This window comes from uncultured Maribacter sp., from assembly GCF_947500405.1.
Classification (GTDB): domain Bacteria; phylum Bacteroidota; class Bacteroidia; order Flavobacteriales; family Flavobacteriaceae; genus Maribacter_B.
Genome location: NZ_CANMRY010000007.1, coordinates 116,753 through 133,806, shown reverse-complemented (window position 1 = coordinate 133,806; position 17,054 = coordinate 116,753). Strand labels below are relative to the sequence as shown.

General features: G+C 30.9%; 17 protein-coding genes. 3 read left to right on the top strand and 14 right to left on the bottom strand.

What is annotated here, in order from left to right; genetic code table 11:
* Window positions 1-147: 147 nt before the first annotated feature.
* Window positions 148-573, top strand: a complete 426-nt coding sequence (locus tag Q0945_RS11230; RefSeq protein WP_298488749.1) for a hypothetical protein — start codon at window positions 148-150, stop codon at window positions 571-573.
* A 20-nt stretch (window positions 574-593) separates the two neighbouring features.
* On the top strand, window positions 594-1,199 hold the full coding sequence (locus Q0945_RS11225) for an SIMPL domain-containing protein (protein ID WP_299434553.1): 606 nt from the start codon (window positions 594-596) through the stop codon (window positions 1,197-1,199).
* Between the two features lie 120 nt (window positions 1,200-1,319).
* Here the strand turns inward: Q0945_RS11225 and Q0945_RS11220 are convergent, their stop codons facing one another.
* From Q0945_RS11220 to Q0945_RS11175, 10 genes are all read right to left on the bottom strand, one after another.
* Entirely contained in the window at window positions 1,320-2,297 is a 978-nt protein-coding gene (locus Q0945_RS11220; RefSeq protein WP_299434551.1) for a polyprenyl synthetase family protein, read from the bottom strand.
* A gap of 136 nt (window positions 2,298-2,433) precedes the next feature.
* Window positions 2,434-3,471: a 23S rRNA (adenine(2503)-C(2))-methyltransferase RlmN gene (gene rlmN / locus Q0945_RS11215; protein WP_299434549.1), complete on the bottom strand. Its 1,038-nt coding sequence runs from the start codon at window positions 3,469-3,471 to the stop codon at window positions 2,434-2,436.
* An 82-nt stretch (window positions 3,472-3,553) separates the two neighbouring features.
* Window positions 3,554-4,603, bottom strand: coding sequence for a tRNA preQ1(34) S-adenosylmethionine ribosyltransferase-isomerase QueA (queA, locus tag Q0945_RS11210; protein ID WP_298488757.1), 1,050 nt, complete (start codon window positions 4,601-4,603; stop codon window positions 3,554-3,556).
* 89 nt (window positions 4,604-4,692) lie between these two features.
* Complete coding sequence (locus Q0945_RS11205) at window positions 4,693-5,922, bottom strand: 3-phosphoshikimate 1-carboxyvinyltransferase (protein ID WP_299434547.1); 1,230 nt, start codon at window positions 5,920-5,922, stop codon at window positions 4,693-4,695.
* A gap of 37 nt (window positions 5,923-5,959) precedes the next feature.
* Window positions 5,960-6,286: a nucleotide pyrophosphohydrolase gene (locus Q0945_RS11200; protein ID WP_299434545.1), complete on the bottom strand. Its 327-nt coding sequence runs from the start codon at window positions 6,284-6,286 to the stop codon at window positions 5,960-5,962.
* 5 nt (window positions 6,287-6,291) lie between these two features.
* The gene (locus tag Q0945_RS11195) at window positions 6,292-8,319 is read right to left on the bottom strand and encodes a DUF3857 domain-containing protein (protein WP_299434543.1); all 2,028 of its coding nucleotides are present in this window, start codon (window positions 8,317-8,319) and stop codon (window positions 6,292-6,294) included.
* Between the two features lie 23 nt (window positions 8,320-8,342).
* Window positions 8,343-10,253 carry a DUF3857 domain-containing protein gene (locus tag Q0945_RS11190; protein ID WP_299434541.1) on the bottom strand — a complete coding sequence of 637 codons (1,911 nt, stop codon included), beginning with the start codon at window positions 10,251-10,253 and terminating at the stop codon, window positions 8,343-8,345.
* 83 nt (window positions 10,254-10,336) lie between these two features.
* A complete protein-coding gene (dtd, locus tag Q0945_RS11185; RefSeq protein ID WP_299434539.1) occupies window positions 10,337-10,789 on the bottom strand; it encodes a D-aminoacyl-tRNA deacylase in 453 nt (150 codons plus the stop codon).
* The gene (gene rsgA, locus Q0945_RS11180) at window positions 10,786-11,739 is read right to left on the bottom strand and encodes a ribosome small subunit-dependent GTPase A (protein WP_299434537.1); all 954 of its coding nucleotides are present in this window, start codon (window positions 11,737-11,739) and stop codon (window positions 10,786-10,788) included. The genes dtd and rsgA overlap by 4 nt, the downstream gene beginning before the upstream one ends.
* Before the next feature lie 183 nt (window positions 11,740-11,922).
* Window positions 11,923-12,267 carry a hypothetical protein gene (locus tag Q0945_RS11175; RefSeq protein WP_299434535.1) on the bottom strand — a complete coding sequence of 115 codons (345 nt, stop codon included), beginning with the start codon at window positions 12,265-12,267 and terminating at the stop codon, window positions 11,923-11,925.
* A gap of 229 nt (window positions 12,268-12,496) precedes the next feature.
* Between Q0945_RS11175 and Q0945_RS11170 the strand changes: the two genes are divergently transcribed.
* Entirely contained in the window at window positions 12,497-12,937 is a 441-nt protein-coding gene (locus Q0945_RS11170; protein ID WP_299434533.1) for a hypothetical protein, read from the top strand.
* Window positions 12,938-12,975: 38 nt separating this feature from the next.
* Here the strand turns inward: Q0945_RS11170 and Q0945_RS11165 are convergent, their stop codons facing one another.
* Genes Q0945_RS11165 through Q0945_RS11150 form a run of 4 tightly spaced genes read right to left on the bottom strand, consistent with a single transcriptional unit; the run spans window position 12,976 to window position 16,904 of the window.
* Entirely contained in the window at window positions 12,976-14,058 is a 1,083-nt protein-coding gene (locus Q0945_RS11165; RefSeq protein WP_299434531.1) for a bifunctional 3-deoxy-7-phosphoheptulonate synthase/chorismate mutase type II, read from the bottom strand.
* Between the two features lie 5 nt (window positions 14,059-14,063).
* Window positions 14,064-14,930 (bottom strand): prephenate dehydrogenase, encoded by an 867-nt coding sequence (locus tag Q0945_RS11160; protein WP_299434529.1) that lies wholly within the window; start codon window positions 14,928-14,930, stop codon window positions 14,064-14,066.
* A 4-nt stretch (window positions 14,931-14,934) separates the two neighbouring features.
* Window positions 14,935-16,080: an aminotransferase class I/II-fold pyridoxal phosphate-dependent enzyme gene (locus Q0945_RS11155; RefSeq protein WP_299434527.1), complete on the bottom strand. Its 1,146-nt coding sequence runs from the start codon at window positions 16,078-16,080 to the stop codon at window positions 14,935-14,937.
* The gene (locus tag Q0945_RS11150) at window positions 16,077-16,904 is read right to left on the bottom strand and encodes a prephenate dehydratase (protein ID WP_299434525.1); all 828 of its coding nucleotides are present in this window, start codon (window positions 16,902-16,904) and stop codon (window positions 16,077-16,079) included. Before Q0945_RS11150 ends, Q0945_RS11155 begins: the two co-directional genes overlap by 4 nt.
* Window positions 16,905-17,054: the final 150 nt, after the last annotated feature.

Genomic DNA, 17,054 nt, shown 5'->3' with positions numbered 1-17,054 from the left:
AGATAATTTAAATAACAAAAGTAACAACTATACCTGTTTACAGGGAGCACATTTTAGCTAGAACAAGGTAAAAATAAACTTCTTAATCTCTAGATCTTTGTACCAGACAAAATAATACAATTAATAACCTTTTAAAAACAAAAAATTATGATCTGGGGAATTACACTTATTTTACTAAGCCTTATTGCAGTACCTTCTTTAATACTTGCAAAAAAACCAAATGCAAAAGAATTACTAGCAAAAGTAGAGCCATACCAAGGATGGATTGGTTTAGTATTTTGCTTTTGGGGAGTTTGGGGAATTATTACCGCCATTTTAAACTTAGGCTGGCTTACAAGTGCACCAATATGGTGGATTACTTTACTAGCAGGAAACATAGTTTCTGCAGCACTAGGATTTATGCTTGGCTCTGGTTTAATAAACAAACTATTCTTAGGTAAAAATGAAGCAGCACAGGCAAAAGCAGAAGAACTACGTCAAAAAATTGCTCCTAAACAAGGTAAATTAGGTATTCTAGGGCTAATTGTTGGTGGATGGATGATTGCAGCCTCTTTCTTATTTTCCGTTGTTTAAGAACATAAAACTAATACAAAATGAAAAGATTATTTATAGCATTACTCGTAATTATGGCAACCATAAAAGGTTATTCACAAGAAAAAAGAAATACTATTAACGTAAATGGTTTACATACCGTACCAACAAAACCTGTTTTCCATGCAAGGATGATGGTTAGTCTTAATAATGTTTATTACGATTCGCAAACTATGACGTTAGATGAAATAAAATCTGGCTACTTTGCCAAATTAACAAAAGCCGGTATTTCTAAAACAAACCTAAAAGAAAACCATTTGCATTACGATTTAATGGGGTATGAAAAAGATGGTACTATTTTAGAATTTACCACAACATCTGAAGAAGCTATGCAAGAATTCTTAAATGTACGTTCTCTTGGTGTGTCTAAACTAGAATACACCTATAAAACAGAATTTACAGAAGAACAAGCTGCTGAGTATACAAAAAAAGCTTTTGATAATGCTAAAGAAAAAGCAAAAAAGATTGCATCTAAAATTGGTAAAAAATTAGGGGGTGTAACTTATATTAGTGACAACAATACCTTAAAAAGAAATACAACATGGTATTATACTATTCCTACAAATTCTTTAGAATACCACATTACAGTAACTTTTGAACTTTTATAATACAATTACTTTGGTTGGTTAATTGTAAGAGCGCCTTGTATACTTGGTAATAGTGTGCCTATTTCTAAGAAAACGCAAGGCGTTTCTTTAATAAAACCCTAAAATTTACACTTTAGGGTTTTATTTTTTTCTATCTACAACATAATTTACCATAAGTTCTAGCGCACTTTTATATTCAGATTCTGGGTAACAATCTAATAATTCTAAAGCTTCTTCTTTAAATGCCAACATTTTAGTAACAGCATATTCTAGTCCCCCTTTACTTTTCACAAATGCAATTACTTCTTTTACTCTTTTTTTATCCTTATTATGGTTTTTAACAGAATTAATTACCCATTTTTTTTCGGCTTTAGAACAATTATTTAAAGCATAAATTAATGGAAGTGTCATTTTTTGCTCTTTAATATCTATTCCTGTAGGTTTCCCTATTGCTGTACTACCATAATCAAAAAGGTCGTCTTTTATTTGAAATGCCATTCCGCATAACTCTCCAAATTTTCTAAAAATTTCTACATGTTCTGTATTTGGTTGTACTGCGCAAGCTCCTAAACTACAACAAGCGGCAATAAGTGTTGCTGTTTTTTTTCTTATAATATCATAATAGACATCTTCTGTTATATCTAATCTTCTTGCTTTTTCTATTTGGAGCAGTTCTCCTTCGCTCATTTCGCGAACGGCTACAGAAATAATTTTAAGTAAATCAAAATCATCATTATCTATAGAAAGTAAAAGTCCTTTAGAAAGTAAATAATCGCCTACCAAAACTGCAATTTTATTTTTCCATAGTGCATTTATAGAAAAAAAATCACGTCTTTTATCGCTCTCATCCACCACATCATCATGTACCAAAGTGGCTGTATGTATAAGCTCTATTACAGATGCGCCACGGTAGGTACGTTCATTAACAGTACCGTTATTTAATAATTTTGCAGTTAAAAAAACAAACATTGGTCGCATTTGTTTTCCTTTTCTATTAACTATGTAGTATGTTATTCTATTTAGCAACGCAACCTTAGAGGTCATAGAGTCCCGAAACTTTTTTTCAAAAAGTTCCATTTCTTTATTTATAGGCTCTTTAATTTGTGCTACTATTTTCAAGTACTGCGGTTTTCTTATATATTAAATAATACGCCTCTAAATTAAGGAAAAATATATGTCTAATAACGGGATAATTAGAATTACAACGAGACAAAAAAAAGTCTATAAGATATTAGCTACAAATACAGCTGTTTATTTATGATTTATTTGCTAATTGCCCACAAGCAGCATCTATATCTTTTCCTCTAGACCTACGAACTGTTACTACAATCCCATTTTTTTCTAAAGTAGATACATACATTTCTATAGCTTTATTTTCTGCTTGCTGAAAAATACCATCGTCAATAGGATTATACTCTATTAAGTTCACTTTAGATGGTGCAAATTTGCAAAAAGAAACAAGAGCATCAACATCCTTCTTTGTGTCATTTATACCTTGCCAGACTACATATTCATAGGTAATTCTACTATTTGTTTTAGCATACCAATATTGTAGTGCTTCTCGTAAATCTGCTAACGTAAAAGTGGCATTAAATGGCATTATAGAGGTTCTAATTTCATCTATAGCAGAGTGTAAAGAAACAGCAAGTTTAAATTTAACTTCCTCGTCTGCCATTTTTTTAATCATCTTAGGAACACCAGATGTAGATACCGTAATTCTCTTAGGAGACATTCCTAAGCCTTCTGGAGATGTTATTTTCTGAATTGCTTTAAGAACATTATTATAGTTCATTAAAGGCTCTCCCATACCCATAAATACGATATTACTTAAAGGCTTGTCAAAGTATAACCTACTCTCATTATCTATTGCAACAACTTGGTCGTAAATCTCATCTGGATTTAAATTTCGCATACGCTTTAACCTAGCTGTTGCACAAAATTTACAATCTAAACTACAACCTACTTGGCTAGACACACATGCTGTTGTTCTTGTTTTTGTTGGAATAAGAACAGACTCTACTATTAAATCATCATGCAAGCGTACTGCATTTTTTATAGTACCATCGCTACTACGTTGCATTTGGTCTACCTTAATATGATTTATTACAAAGTTTGCTTCTAACATATCTCTCGTTTGTTTAGATATATTAGTCATTACTTCAAAAGAATGTGCAGATTTTTGCCACAACCACTCATAGACTTGGTTACCTCTAAAAGCTTTATCTCCGTTTTTAACAAAGAATTCTCTTAGTTGTTCTTTTGTAAGTGCTCGTATGTCTTTTTTCTTTTCCAACTTTACTAGATAAAAAATCCCTCTTTAAATATATTACAATGTAAAGAGGGATTCTAATTATTCCTTTTTAATAGGAATATAATTATAGTATAAGCATAGCATCACCATAAGAATAAAACTTATAGCTTTCTAAAATTGCTTCTTTATATGCTTTTTTCATTAAATCATGACCTGCAAATGCAGATACCATCATCATTAAGGTAGATTTTGGCAAATGAAAATTAGTAATCATACAGTTTGCAATACTAAAATCATAAGGAGGAAAAATAAACTTATTTGTCCAACCTTCATAAGTATTTAATGTTTGGTTCGATGATACTGCACTTTCTAAACCACGCATTGCAGTTGTTCCTACTGCACAAACTTTTCGCTTATTAGTCTTAGCATTATTAACTACTTCTGTAGCTTTTTCATCTATAATTAACTCTTCGCTATCCATTTTATGCTTAGACAAGTCTTCTACCTCTACTGGGTTAAAAGTTCCTAAACCAACGTGTAATGTTAATTCTGCAAAGTCTACTCCTTTTATTTCTAAACGTTTTAATAAGTGTTTAGAGAAATGCAAACCAGCCGTTGGAGCTGCAACAGCACCTTCGTGCTTTGCATATATGGTTTGGTATCTTTCTTCATCATTCTCTTCTACTTCTCTTTTAATATATTTAGGAAGTGGTGTTTCTCCTAAATCTCTAAGTTTTCTTCTAAAATCTAAATAAGAACCATCATATAAAAAACGTAATGTTCTTCCTCTAGAAGTAGTATTATCTATAACTTCTGCTACTAGAGTTTCATCATCTCCAAAATACAACTTATTACCAATACGTATTTTACGTGCAGGATCTACTAAAACATCCCACAAGCGCTGCTCTTCATTAAGTTCACGCAATAAAAACACTTCTATTCTTGCTCCAGTTTTTTCTTTATTACCGTATAATCTAGCAGGAAAAACTTTTGTATTATTAAGCACCATTACATCTCCCTCATCAAAATAATTAATAAGGTCCTTAAACATTTTATGCTCAATTTTACCGGTTTCTCTATGTACTACCATTAGCTTAGATTCGTCTCTATGTTCCGCAGGGTATTCTGCTAATAACTCCTCTGGTAATTCAAAATTGAAGTTTGATAATTTCATTTATAAAATTTTTAGTTGTGTTTTTTCAAGACGGCAAATATACAACCTCAAGGGAGGGGTTGTCAAGTAAAACCGTAATTAAATGGTAATTATGCTTCTTTTACTATTATCCCAAGGTTTTTAAAATCTTCCCAATAGCCTGGGTAAGACTTAGAAACCACTTCCGCATCATTTACAAACAAGCTGGTTTTTAATGCTAAAGGACCAAATGCCATTGCCATTCTATGGTCATTATAAGTATCTATAGCTACATTTGGAATTATACTTTCTGAAGGTTCTAGAGATAATGTTTCATTTGTAACCGTAATATTTGCTCCAAGCTTAGATAACTCTGTGTTTAAAGCTTCTAAACGGTCTGTTTCTTTAATTTTTAAGGTATGTAAACCTGTTAAATGGCATGCAATTCCTAATCCAAAACACGTTACTGCTATAGTTTGCGCTATATCTGGAGCATTTGCTAAATCTATAGTAACTTTTGGTAATTGTTCTTTTTGTATTTTTTCTAATACAATATGATTTTCCTTAAATGTAGTTTGTACACCAAAATCTGTATATATTTTTGCTAACACACTGTCTCCTTGCAGACTATTTTCTTTGTAGGCCGATAAGGTTATTTGCGAACCTACATCACTTAAAGCAATTAAACCATAATAGTATGATGCTGAGCTCCAATCCGATTCCACTACCAAATTTGTTGGCGCTACTTCTTTTTTAGTTGAAACTGTAATTGTATTCCCTACAAAACTACTTTCTACTCCTATTTGACTTAAAAGCGCTAATGTCATTTTTATATAAGGAACAGAAGTTATTTTTCCAACTAACTCCAGCTCTATACCGTTTTCTAAACTAGGCGCCGTAAGCAATAAAGAAGAGATATACTGGCTACTAATGTCTGCTGGTAAACTAACCTTATTATTGGTTATTTTTTTTCCTTTGATATGTATTGGAGGGTAACCTTCATTTTTAACATAAGAAATATCTGCTCCCAAGCTTTGTAATGCTTCTACTAAAACCTTTATAGGGCGCTCTGTCATACGTTGCGAACCTGTTAAAGTAACTTCTTTACCTTCTTGCGTAGCAAAATAACTGGTTAAAAAACGCATTGCTGTACCTGCATGATGAATATCTACCTTTCCAGAGGTTATTTGTAGTCCTTTTTCCATTACAACGGCATCATCTGAATTAGATAAATTACTAATATTTATAGTGGAATATAAAGCTTGTAATAAAAGTGAACGATTAGATTCACTCTTAGAACCCGTAATTTTTACATTTGCTTTTATTAAATTGGATACTGGCTTGGAGATATGTAATTTCAAAACTATAGTATATTAAAAACGAACTTCAAATATAGTACTATTTCAGCTTTTTATTGTTGTGATGACGATCATGATCGCGCTTTGTTTTTAATTCTAACTTTTTATCAAAAGCTTGTTGTAAATCTACACCTGTTTGGTTTGCTAAACAGAGTACTACAAACATAACATCTGCCAGCTCTTCTCCTAAGTCTTTACTTTTGTCCGAGTCCTTTTCACTTTGTTCGCCATATCTACGAGCTATAATACGCGCAACCTCACCAACTTCTTCTGTAAGTTGTGCCATATTTGTAAGCTCATTAAAATAACGAACACCGTGTTCTTTTATCCAAGTGTCTACTTGTTCTTGCGCTACAGTAATACTCATTTGTCTTATATTTTAGACAAAACTACTTTTTCTGTTTGTTTTTCTACCATTGCATTATAAAAATCTTTTAATCCTTTATAATGTGTAGCAAAAATTATAGCTTGATTAACTTTTAACTCTGATTTTATTTGGAGACCATCAGATGTTTTAGCTATTAGTAATATATATTGCCCTATATCATCTCCAATAACAATATTGCATGATTCTGGAACTGACTCTATCTTATATCCTTTTGGGATTTTAATAGTTATAGAATATGTATCTTCCCATGGATACCCATAATCTATAGGATACTCTCTATTCTCCTTTTTAAATGGATTTTCCGTTTGCGACAACCAAAATAATGGTGACAAATACATTTTATCGCCAATTATTTCTGTAGCATCTTCCGCATTAAAACTAAAACTTTCTAAAATAGGTTTTCCAACTTTTTCTTTATTTTTTATAGAATACTCCGATATTTCAATTCCATTATAATTTTCTTCTAGTTTTTCTAGATAATCCTCTTCACTTAAGTCTGAATTAATTGCTCTAAAATTATAAGCTATATAATCTTTACATACTCTTCTGACTTTTCCTTCAGCATCACCAGTATTTGAAATGGAAGCCAGCATCATAATATTCTCCGAAGATGTATAATCTGGCATCAATGAAATAGATGCTGATAAACCTCCTTCTTTAACAATCCTTCCAGCCCAATTAAGAGCTCTTACAGGAAGCATATTTGGTTTACTATATTTACTTGTCGCATCTAAGAAAATATTTTTTCCTTCAATCTTAACTAAAGCAACAACATAGTTAAAACCATACCTAGTAGGAAATAATGGTACACCGTTACTTCTTGTACTAACTAATACGGGGTTTGCATTTAATCCTGCACTACGTAACATACTTACTAACATTAAATTAATATCTGCCACGTTGCCTACCTTTAAATCATATGCTTTTTTAACTCCTTCATCTGTATAATACCCATTAATTCCGTTCCAATTCATCCTAGATTGTACATAACTATACACTGCATTTGTTTTTTCTTTTTCAGATGCTTTACCCAATACTACTTTTTCTAAATCACTTTTATAGTATTTTTTAAAATTTAACTGGTTTCCAAATTCTTCATTTTTATAAATCTTTTTGACTACATCTTCCCAACTACTGCTATAATTTTCAAGACTTGAATTTGGGAACTTAACATATTGCAATTCATATTTAATAGCAGATCTATAATTATTCATACTATTAACATACAACTCTTTCTTAAGAGATGGGACGTTTACCATATGAACTTTAGATATATTTATATTATAGTCTAATTTAGATGTTGTAAAATTTGTTTTAATAGCTCCTCCTCCAATCCCTCCTCCAGCAGAAGTTCTATTCTTATCGGTAAAAGTTATACTTCCCGGTTTACTACTTTTTTCAATATTATAAGCTAAATAACCTTTTGTTATATTCTTAAACGTAAAATACTCTGGAATAGCAACATTTATTTCTTGTTCAAGAATAGGTATATCATATTGCAATATAATTTCATTGAAAGAAGAATAAAAAGGGGAATTAACAGTATATTTATATTCTATTACACTACCTTCTTTTAAATTAGGCATTGTAAACTTTTCTTTTGTATAATATTTTGAAGATTCTTCTGTAAAAGTATCTGAACTTTTTAATTTTGTCTTCTCTATTTCATTTCCTACTAAATTAAAAGTATATGCTTTTAAATTATAAATACTTTCTCTAGAGCCACCTCTATCGTACAAGTTTTCTATAACAGTAGCATATTTAAAACCTCCATTATTATAAATTTTAATACGCTCATGCACTTCTCTTTCTATCACAAAACCATTGTTTTCTCTATAGCTAAAAAAAACTTTTATCTTCCGGTATAAAACTGCAGCATCTGCTGTTGAGTCTTTCTTATATATTTTTTCACTTAATTCTTCTTTTGAGACTTTACCAAACTTAACATCTTGTGCAAAGGAACTGGTTGTATAAACAAATAAAAGGGCTACTACTTTTATAAAATTGCTCATGTATTATATTTAAATATTATGTTTTATTCTTTTTTAATTAGTACTACTTGCGCATTATCACTTTTAGAAACTTCTTTCCTAAAATTTCTATAATCATTATATTTTTCTTTAGGATAATTTCCTGATTTTAATAAAAATCGGTGCTCATATTTTAAAGAACCATCTTCTAACATAACCACTTCGGCAACATAATCTCCAAATTCAGATGAGATTTCTTTTTTATTAGGTAAAGACTCTACAGTATAACCATCTGGAATTTTTATTTTATACGAGTCTATATCTAAAAATCCACGAGAAATTTTAAAAGGCATTTTTCTAGAGCGATACCTTTTAGGAACAAAATTATTCCTATTCAAAATATTTGCGCAGAAAAGGATTCTCCCTCCAGAAGGTTTTGAAAAATTTTCTGCGCTAATAGACACTTCTTCTAAAAATTTTACTTCTGATTTATTATTAGAAAATTTATAATCTTTTAAAACAAGATTATTTATAGTAGACCATTGATTTTGATAATGCTCTAAAACTTCTTCTTTATCCTCATTTTCTATATTAAACCTATTATCATATTTAATACCCGTAGTTTCTATAATCGCCTTTGCTTTTAAAGTTCCATTACTTAACAACTCTATTTTTCCTTCAATTTTTTGAGAATTTGTTTCTTCTATATAAACAGGAGTTCTAACTATTACTCCTCCCTCTGGCTTCATTACTAAAACCATTCTATCATCTGTAAAGTCTCCTACAAAACCAAAGGGATGAGTTTGCGAAGTACAATCTATCCAGGTATAATCATCGCCATTTGGAATTGCTAAAATTGCATGATTCCCTTGCTCTAATGATGGAAATTCTTCATCAAAGTCGACTTTATCTCTACCTGCTTCAACATGCACATAGTAACTTTCTACACCAACAGCATCTAATAATGAATGTGTATAATTAGAAAGCCCTTTACAATCTCCATATTTAACCCTATCAACTTGCGAAGCTAAAATTGGTTGTATACCTCCTATTCCAACTTGCACACTTATATACCTAGTAACGCTTTGCATATATTCATAGACTATTTTAGCTTTCTCTAAATTAGTATCAGCATCTTTCACAAGTTCATTAACATGTTGCTTCACAGACTCAGGAAGTTCATCTCTTCCTTTTAGTATATTGTTATACATCCAAGATCCTAATTGCTCCCAATTTTCAACATGTGCATTATACCCCTCGTAATGAAAATCGTTTAACCTAACCATTATTTTTGGAGCAAGCTCATTAGAAGGAGGGCCTAAATTTTCATATCTTACTGCCGGAATATTAGCTACTGAATACGAAATTGAATTTTCATTATTCTTAATTTTAACATTTAAAGATTCTAGATTTTTTTCCTTAATCACTGGTTTTAAATCACTAGAACTATAATTTATTAAAAACCTATTTTTCTCTACACTAGACATAAAACCATCCATAAAATACCAACTGGGTATAAAAGCTGTATTTTTTGTTTGTATTTCTTTTTCAAAAATAACTGTATAAGGATATTGGGTTGGTGTGTATTTTAAATACTTAATTCTATAATCTGAATACAAAGTGCCTCCTGAAACAGCGCTAACATCAATAAAATCTTTTTCCCTTATTTTTTTTAATTCATTACCAAACGCATCGTAAATTACAGCCTTAATAAATTTTAATTTCCTAGAATTACTATAACCCCCATAAGCATGGACATGTTTCCTTCCTTTTTTGTTTAAAACAGTTACTACCCTTTTAGATTTTAATACCATATAATCCTGTGCAGAAACATCCACAACCATTTCATCTAGACGTACAACAGCGTCTGCATTTTTTTTTAAGTTATCATCTATTAAGTGAGATTGGTATTCAAAATATTGAGAAAAAGAAAATATACTGTATAAAAACAGTAATGTGAATAAAAAAAAGCGCATTTAAATTAAGTATAATTAGTTTGGTTCTCTAATTAACGTCAAAATACTACTTTTCTTACTAATTTGAAGGAAAAAATAAATTTTTATTCTTTATTTTTTGTATCTATAATTATAGTAATTGGACCATCATTTAGCAAGTCTACTTTCATATCTGCGCCAAAAACGCCTGTACCTACTTTTTTACCTAAATGTAATTCTATACTACTTATAAAAGACTCATATATAGGCACTGCTACATCTGGTTTTGCTGCTTTTATATACGATGGTCTATTTCCTTTTTTTGTTGCAGCGTACAAAGTGAACTGACTAACTACAATTACATCGCCAGATATATCTAGTACAGAATTATTCATTACTCCTTCACTATCATTAAAAATTCTAAGATTTGCTATTTTTCTAGATAACCAATCTATATCCTCTTGGGTATCGGAATTCTCTATTCCTAAAAGGACTAATATTCCTTTATCTATAGATGAAATTATTTTTTCCTCTACTGTTACACTAGCCCTAGAAACTCTTTGTACTACTGCTCTCATTTTTTTACAGAATGTATATCTACTCTATAATTCTCATCTTCTCCAGAAACCATTTGCACATAACTCCTATACCTACTCCAAGCAATTTCATCTTCTTCTAAAGCGTCTTTTATAGCACATTTAGGCTCATCTATATGTAAGCAATTATTAAATTTACAATTCCCTTTATTCTCAAAAATTTCTGGAAAATAGTCTCCTATTTCTTCTTTCTCCATATCTACAATTCCAAAACCTTTAATACCGGGAGTATCTATTATCCGCGCATCAAAACTTAGATCAAACATTTCTGCAAATGTTGTTGTATGCTGCCCTTGTAAATGTTGTTTAGATATTTCGGTAGTTTTTATAGCAAGGTTTGGTTCTATAACATTTACCAGTGTAGATTTACCCACACCAGAATGCCCAGAAAACATAGATATTTTTCCTTGCATTAATGCCTTTACTTTATCAATATTTTTTCCCGTTTTTGCCGATATGCCAATACAAGTGTATCCTATTTTACGGTATAAGGCTGCTAAATATTTTATTTCTAGAAGCTCCTCGTCATTATACGTATCTATCTTATTAAATAATAGTACCGTAGGAACATCATAAGCTTCTGCTGTTACTAAAAAACGGTCTATAAATGCTGTATGCGTTGGTGGATTATTTAACGTAATCATTAAAAAAACCTGATCTAAATTTGCTGCAATTATATGGGTTTGCTTAGACAAATTAACAGATTTTCTGATTATATAGTTTTTACGTTCTTCTATTTCAGAAATTATGCCAATGGTTTCATCCCCTATATTTTCTATTGAAAATTCCACAGAATCGCCAACAGCAACAGGATTGGTACTTTTTATACCTTTAATTCGGAATTTTCCTTTTATTCTACAGTCATAGAATGCACCATCTGCTGCTTTAACAGTAAACCAGCTCCCTGTAGATTTATAAACAATTCCTTTCATTAACAGTAATTAGAGCTGCAAAGAAACAATATTAGTTTTTAAATTGTTTTACATTCCTAATTTTTCTATTTCTTAAACTATAATAACTTAAACAAAAAAACGACCAATAATCGTTTAGATTATAATTGGTCGTCCTATTATTTCTTATATTAAAAAAGAAAATTAGTACACTTTGTTAGCGTTTTAATTTTCCGTACAATCAATATCATTTAGCTCCTCTTTAGCATCATCAAAGTCTCCATCAAAATCAGCAAGACCACCATAGCAATCTTCCACATCTTCTAATGCATTTATATAATTATTAAGAGCTCCTTTATAACTATTACAATTTTCTACTGTAGGGTTTTCTGCATATTTGTTTGATGCATCTGTCCAAGCTTCTAAATCTGAAGCTACGTCTTGTGCCCAGCTCCCGTTTAAACATTTTATTGGGTTCTTAGAACAATTAACAAATAGCATTAAAAAAAGCATGCCTAAGATTGATTTAAAAATTAATTTACTCATAGTTTGGTTGTTTTGTGGTTTCATTTTTGGTTTTTTATTGGCCTACGCCATGTTGTTTATAGCCAACGAAAATATTTATTATAAAGTATTTAAATTCTTAGTATTGTATAACTTGTATGTTTTATTACATAATTGACTATTTTTTAAGTTTATATTACTCAAAGTATACTCCACTTTATTTAATCGCAAATAAAAAATTATTCTAAAGATGCAACCCCTTAGCATTTTATTTGTCTTTAAAATAAACAATACAATGAAAAAAATAATATTAGGTATTGCATTAGGCTTAACATGTTTTATAGAAGCTAATGCGCAGGAGTTTAAAGTAATTACAAGTGTAGAATCTATTGTTCCAAGTGGTATGGGGCGTTCTAGGATTATTGAAGCAAAAGAAGAAAAAGATTATGAAGAATATACTTCTACCCAAACAGAGGAAGATAATACTCGGAATAAATCTAAAAGAAAGGATATTAGAGTAAAGAATTTTGAAGAAACAAAATTGCTAAACTTTTACAATATTACCGGAATACGTTTTCAGAACATTGCTGCTAATGATGCTGTTATATCTTCTAAACTTAACAAAATGTCTGAAGAAGGTTGGCAACTAATACATGTAGTTAGTGCAGTTGAGAGTGATGCTGGAGATAAAGATGGGCAAGGCATTTTTATTACCCGTTACATTTTTAAGAAGTAAAAAAGTCCCGACTTAATTAAGTCGGGACTTTTAATTATTTAGTTATTTACAATCTTTTCTTGATGATTAATAGACTCTTGGTGAATTGCCTTAAACATTCTTAAAACAAACTCTTCACTTAATCCTTTAGATTCTCCTTCTAAAATCATAGCACCTAAAATTTGGTTCCAACGATTGCTTTGTAATACGGCAACGTTTTTCTCTTTTTTAAGTTTTCCAATACTATCAGAAATTTTCATACGCTTCCCTAAAGATTCTATTAATTGATTATCAATAACATCAATCTGCGCACGTAAGTTTGTTAATTCTTTATTATACTCTGCTTCTGGATCAGACTCTTTTCTAATTTTTAAATCTTTCATTATCTGAACCAATTTTGCAGGTGTTACTTGCTGCGCAGCATCACTCCAAGCATTATCTGGATCAAAATGAGTTTCAATCATTAAACCATCAAAATTAAGGTCCAATGCAGTCTGCGAAACATCAAAAATCATTTCTCTATTACCTGTAATATGTGATGGATCGTTTATTAATGGTAAATCTGGAAATTTGTTTTTAAACTCAATAGCTAATTGCCACTCTGGAATGTTTCTATATTTAGTTTTCTCATACGTAGAAAAACCTCTATGTATTGCTCCTAAGTTTTTAATACCAGCTGTATGTAAACGCTCTATACCACCTAACCATAAAGATAAATCTGGGTTAATTGGGTTTTTTACTAGAACTATTTTATCTGTACCTGCTAATGCATCTGCAATTTCTTGCATAATAAATGGACTTACAGAAGTACGAGCACCAATCCATAATAAATCTATATCATGTTCTAAAGCTAGTTCTACGTGAGCTCTATTTGCAACTTCCGTACAGGTTTTCATACCTGTTTCTGCTTTTACTTTTTGTAGCCATTTAAGCCCTAAAATACCTACGCCTTCAAAATTCCCTGGACGAGTTCTTGGCTTCCAGATACCTGCTCTGTAATAACTTACATCGGTATCTTTTAATTCATGAGCAATTTTTAACACTTGCTCTTCTGTTTCAGCACTACATGGCCCTGCTATTACTAGTGGATGATCTAGCTGCATGTCATCCAACCATGTTCTCATTTCTTTTGAATTCTTCATTTTACTTATACTTTATTCTTTGTTTGTGGTATTCCGTTTAATATTTCTTTAATTTTATTAGTACTATTCATTTCATTATAAATGCCTTCATAATCGTCTGCAAGCAGCATTTTCTTAAAGGCTGTAAGGTTGCTTATATACCCTTCTAAAGTTTCTACTACATTATCTTTATTTTGCTTAAAGATAGGTGTCCACATAGCTGGTGAGCTTTTTGCTAAACGTACTGTGCTTTCAAATCCACTCCCCGCCATGTCAAAAATATCACGTTCATTTTTTTCTTTCTCAATAACCGTCTTTCCTAACATAAAAGAACTTATGTGTGACAAATGTGATACGTACGCTATATGCTTATCATGCGCTTCTGGATTCATGTACCTAATACGCATTCCTAAAGCCTGAAAAATTGTTAATGCTTTTTCTTGCAATTTAAATGCTGTTTTTTCTACTTCGCATATTATATTAGTTTTACCTTCATACAAGCTATTAATTGCAGCAGATGGTCCAGAAAATTCTGTTCCAGAAATAGGGTGGCAAGCTAAAAAGTTTCTCCTTTTTGGGTGCTCCTCTAATACTTTACATATTTGTAATTTAGTTGAACCTGCATCAAAAACTACGCAATCGTCATTAACCAAATCTAATATTTTAGGCAATTCTAAAATCATTGCATCTACGGGAATACTTACAATTACTACATCTGCAATTGGTAATTGACTATAGTCTGCTTGCTCTTCTATTATTCCTAAAGACAGTGCCTCATCTATATGCTCCTGTTTTGCATCAATCCCATAAATAGTAACATTAGGTATTAAGCGCTTAATGTCTTTTACCATGGAACCTCCTATTAATCCTACACCAATTACAAATACATTCATTTTATTAAAATCTTGCTATTGCTTCTTTTATTTTTTCTTCTTTTACACATAATGAAAAACGTATATACCCTTCCCCATTGCTCCCAAAAATGGTTCCTGGAGCTATAAATATGTTTTTATCATATAATACCTCATCCACAAATTCTTCAGAGGTTTTAGCTCCTTCTGGTAATTTTGCCCAAACAAACATACCTACTGCATTTTTATCATATTTACAGTTTAGTTTATCTGCTAATTGAAACATTAAGTCTCTTCTTGAAGTATATACCTCATCTAAAGCATTAAACCACTCTTGCCCACTTTGTAATGCCGCAATTGCTCCTTTTTGTATGCCATAAAACATACCAGAATCCATATTACTTTTTACTTTTAAAATAGCATTTATATGAGAGGCACTCCCCAAAACCATACCTACTCGCCAACCTGCCATGTTAAAGGTTTTACTTAAAGAATTTAATTCTAAAACTACATCTTTAGCATTCTCTAAAGCTAATATACTTGTTGGGTTTTTGCTTAAAACAAAACTATATGGATTATCATTAACCAATAAAATAGAATTATCCTTTGCAAAATTTACTAGCTCTTGTAATTTTTCTTTTGATGCTGTTGCTCCTGTTGGCATATGTGGATAACTAACCCACATAATTTTTACTTTAGATAAATCTTGTTTTCTTAATTCTTCTAAATCTGGAAACCAATTATTTTCTGCCGTAAGATTATACTGCTTAGGTATAGCCCCTACTAATTTAGTAACAGATGTATAGGTTGGGTATCCTGGATTTGGAATTAAAGCTTGATCTCCTGGATTTAAAAAAGCCATACTAATATGCATGATACCTTCCTTAGAACCCATTAATGGTAGCACCTCATTAGTTGGATTGACCGTTACTTCAAATTTATTTTTATAAAAAGCCACTATAGCCTCTCTTAATTCTGGTAACCCCTGGTAACTTTGGTATTGGTGTGCACCGTTATCATTTAAAGAACTAGCTACTGCTTTTATAACTGCTTCTGAAGGTGCCAAATCTGGACTACCTATACCCATATTAATAATAGGTTTACCCTCAGATATTAATCCGCGTACTTCTCTTAATTTTTTAGAAAAGTAGTATTCTTCAACTGTTTTTAATCTTTCCGCAGTAGTAATCATGCTCTTGCATTTTTATATTCTCCTAATACTTTAAAATCTTCTGCCATAATCTCTAAGAGCGATTTTGCTTTGTCAAAATTACTATAATTATCAAAAGTAATATCTACAAAAAAAGCATACTTCCATGGTGTTTCTATAATTGGAAGGGATTGTATTTTAGTTAAGTTTAAACTACAATCGCTCATTACATTTAAAACAGCTGCTAAGCTTCCTCTTTTATGGTCTGTTACAAAACGTATAGACGCTTTGTTAATTTCTTCTTTAGGTAATTCTTTATTGGTTGTTTTTACTATAATAAATCTGGTAGAATTATTTTTTATAGTTTGTATTTCTGGTGCTATTATATCTAAATTATATAACTCTGCTGCAACATTAGGAGCTATAGCCGCAATATTCTTTAACTTCTTTTCTTGTATTTGTTTTGCGGTTTCTGCTGTATCTACATCTTCTACCATTTTAATGTGCGGATACGCTCTAAAAAACTCCTTACATTGCAATAGTGCCATAGGGTGCGATCTAACTTCTTCTATATCCTCAATTTTTTGCCCCTTTAACACCATAAGATTATGGTGAATATTAAGATAATGCTCTCCTATTATATGCAAATTATTATGATATACTAATGCATAATTAGGAATAATAGATCCTGCAATAGAATTTTCTATAGCCATAACCCCTTTATCTGCTTTACCTTGTAATAACTGATCTACAAGAAAATCAAATGATAAACATTCTACCAAATCTACACTATCTCCAAAATAGTCTTTTGCTACCTGGTGGTGGTTAGACCCTTTTATTCCTTGTATGGCTATATTTAATTTCATTTACTCTAAATTACTACGCTTCTATGTAGTTTATTATTCACTTTTCTTCAAAAAAAAAGTTCCGATATGTATCGGAACTTTACTCTATATATGTTTTAAAATATGCTAGAACAGTCCCGTACTTCTTTTAAAAAAGAAATAGAATGTAAA

Coding starts and splice junctions, on each gene's coding strand:
- Q0945_RS11195 (WP_299434543.1), bottom strand. CDS start 8,319: ATGAGCAATTTTATAAAAGTAGTAGCCCTTTTATTTGTTTATACAACC.
- Q0945_RS11230 (WP_298488749.1), top strand. CDS start 148: ATGATCTGGGGAATTACACTTATTTTACTAAGCCTTATTGCAGTACCT.
- rsgA (WP_299434537.1), bottom strand. CDS start 11,739: ATGAAAGGAATTGTTTATAAATCTACAGGGAGCTGGTTTACTGTTAAA.
- Q0945_RS11190 (WP_299434541.1), bottom strand. CDS start 10,253: ATGCGCTTTTTTTTATTCACATTACTGTTTTTATACAGTATATTTTCT.
- dtd (WP_299434539.1), bottom strand. CDS start 10,789: ATGAGAGCAGTAGTACAAAGAGTTTCTAGGGCTAGTGTAACAGTAGAG.
- Q0945_RS11200 (WP_299434545.1), bottom strand. CDS start 6,286: ATGAGTATTACTGTAGCGCAAGAACAAGTAGACACTTGGATAAAAGAA.
- Q0945_RS11160 (WP_299434529.1), bottom strand. CDS start 14,930: ATGAATGTATTTGTAATTGGTGTAGGATTAATAGGAGGTTCCATGGTA.
- Q0945_RS11175 (WP_299434535.1), bottom strand. CDS start 12,267: ATGAAACCACAAAACAACCAAACTATGAGTAAATTAATTTTTAAATCA.
- Q0945_RS11155 (WP_299434527.1), bottom strand. CDS start 16,080: ATGATTACTACTGCGGAAAGATTAAAAACAGTTGAAGAATACTACTTT.
- queA (WP_298488757.1), bottom strand. CDS start 4,603: ATGAAATTATCAAACTTCAATTTTGAATTACCAGAGGAGTTATTAGCA.
- Q0945_RS11165 (WP_299434531.1), bottom strand. CDS start 14,058: ATGAAGAATTCAAAAGAAATGAGAACATGGTTGGATGACATGCAGCTA.
- Q0945_RS11150 (WP_299434525.1), bottom strand. CDS start 16,904: ATGAAATTAAATATAGCCATACAAGGAATAAAAGGGTCTAACCACCAC.
- Q0945_RS11225 (WP_299434553.1), top strand. CDS start 594: ATGAAAAGATTATTTATAGCATTACTCGTAATTATGGCAACCATAAAA.
- Q0945_RS11170 (WP_299434533.1), top strand. CDS start 12,497: ATGAAAAAAATAATATTAGGTATTGCATTAGGCTTAACATGTTTTATA.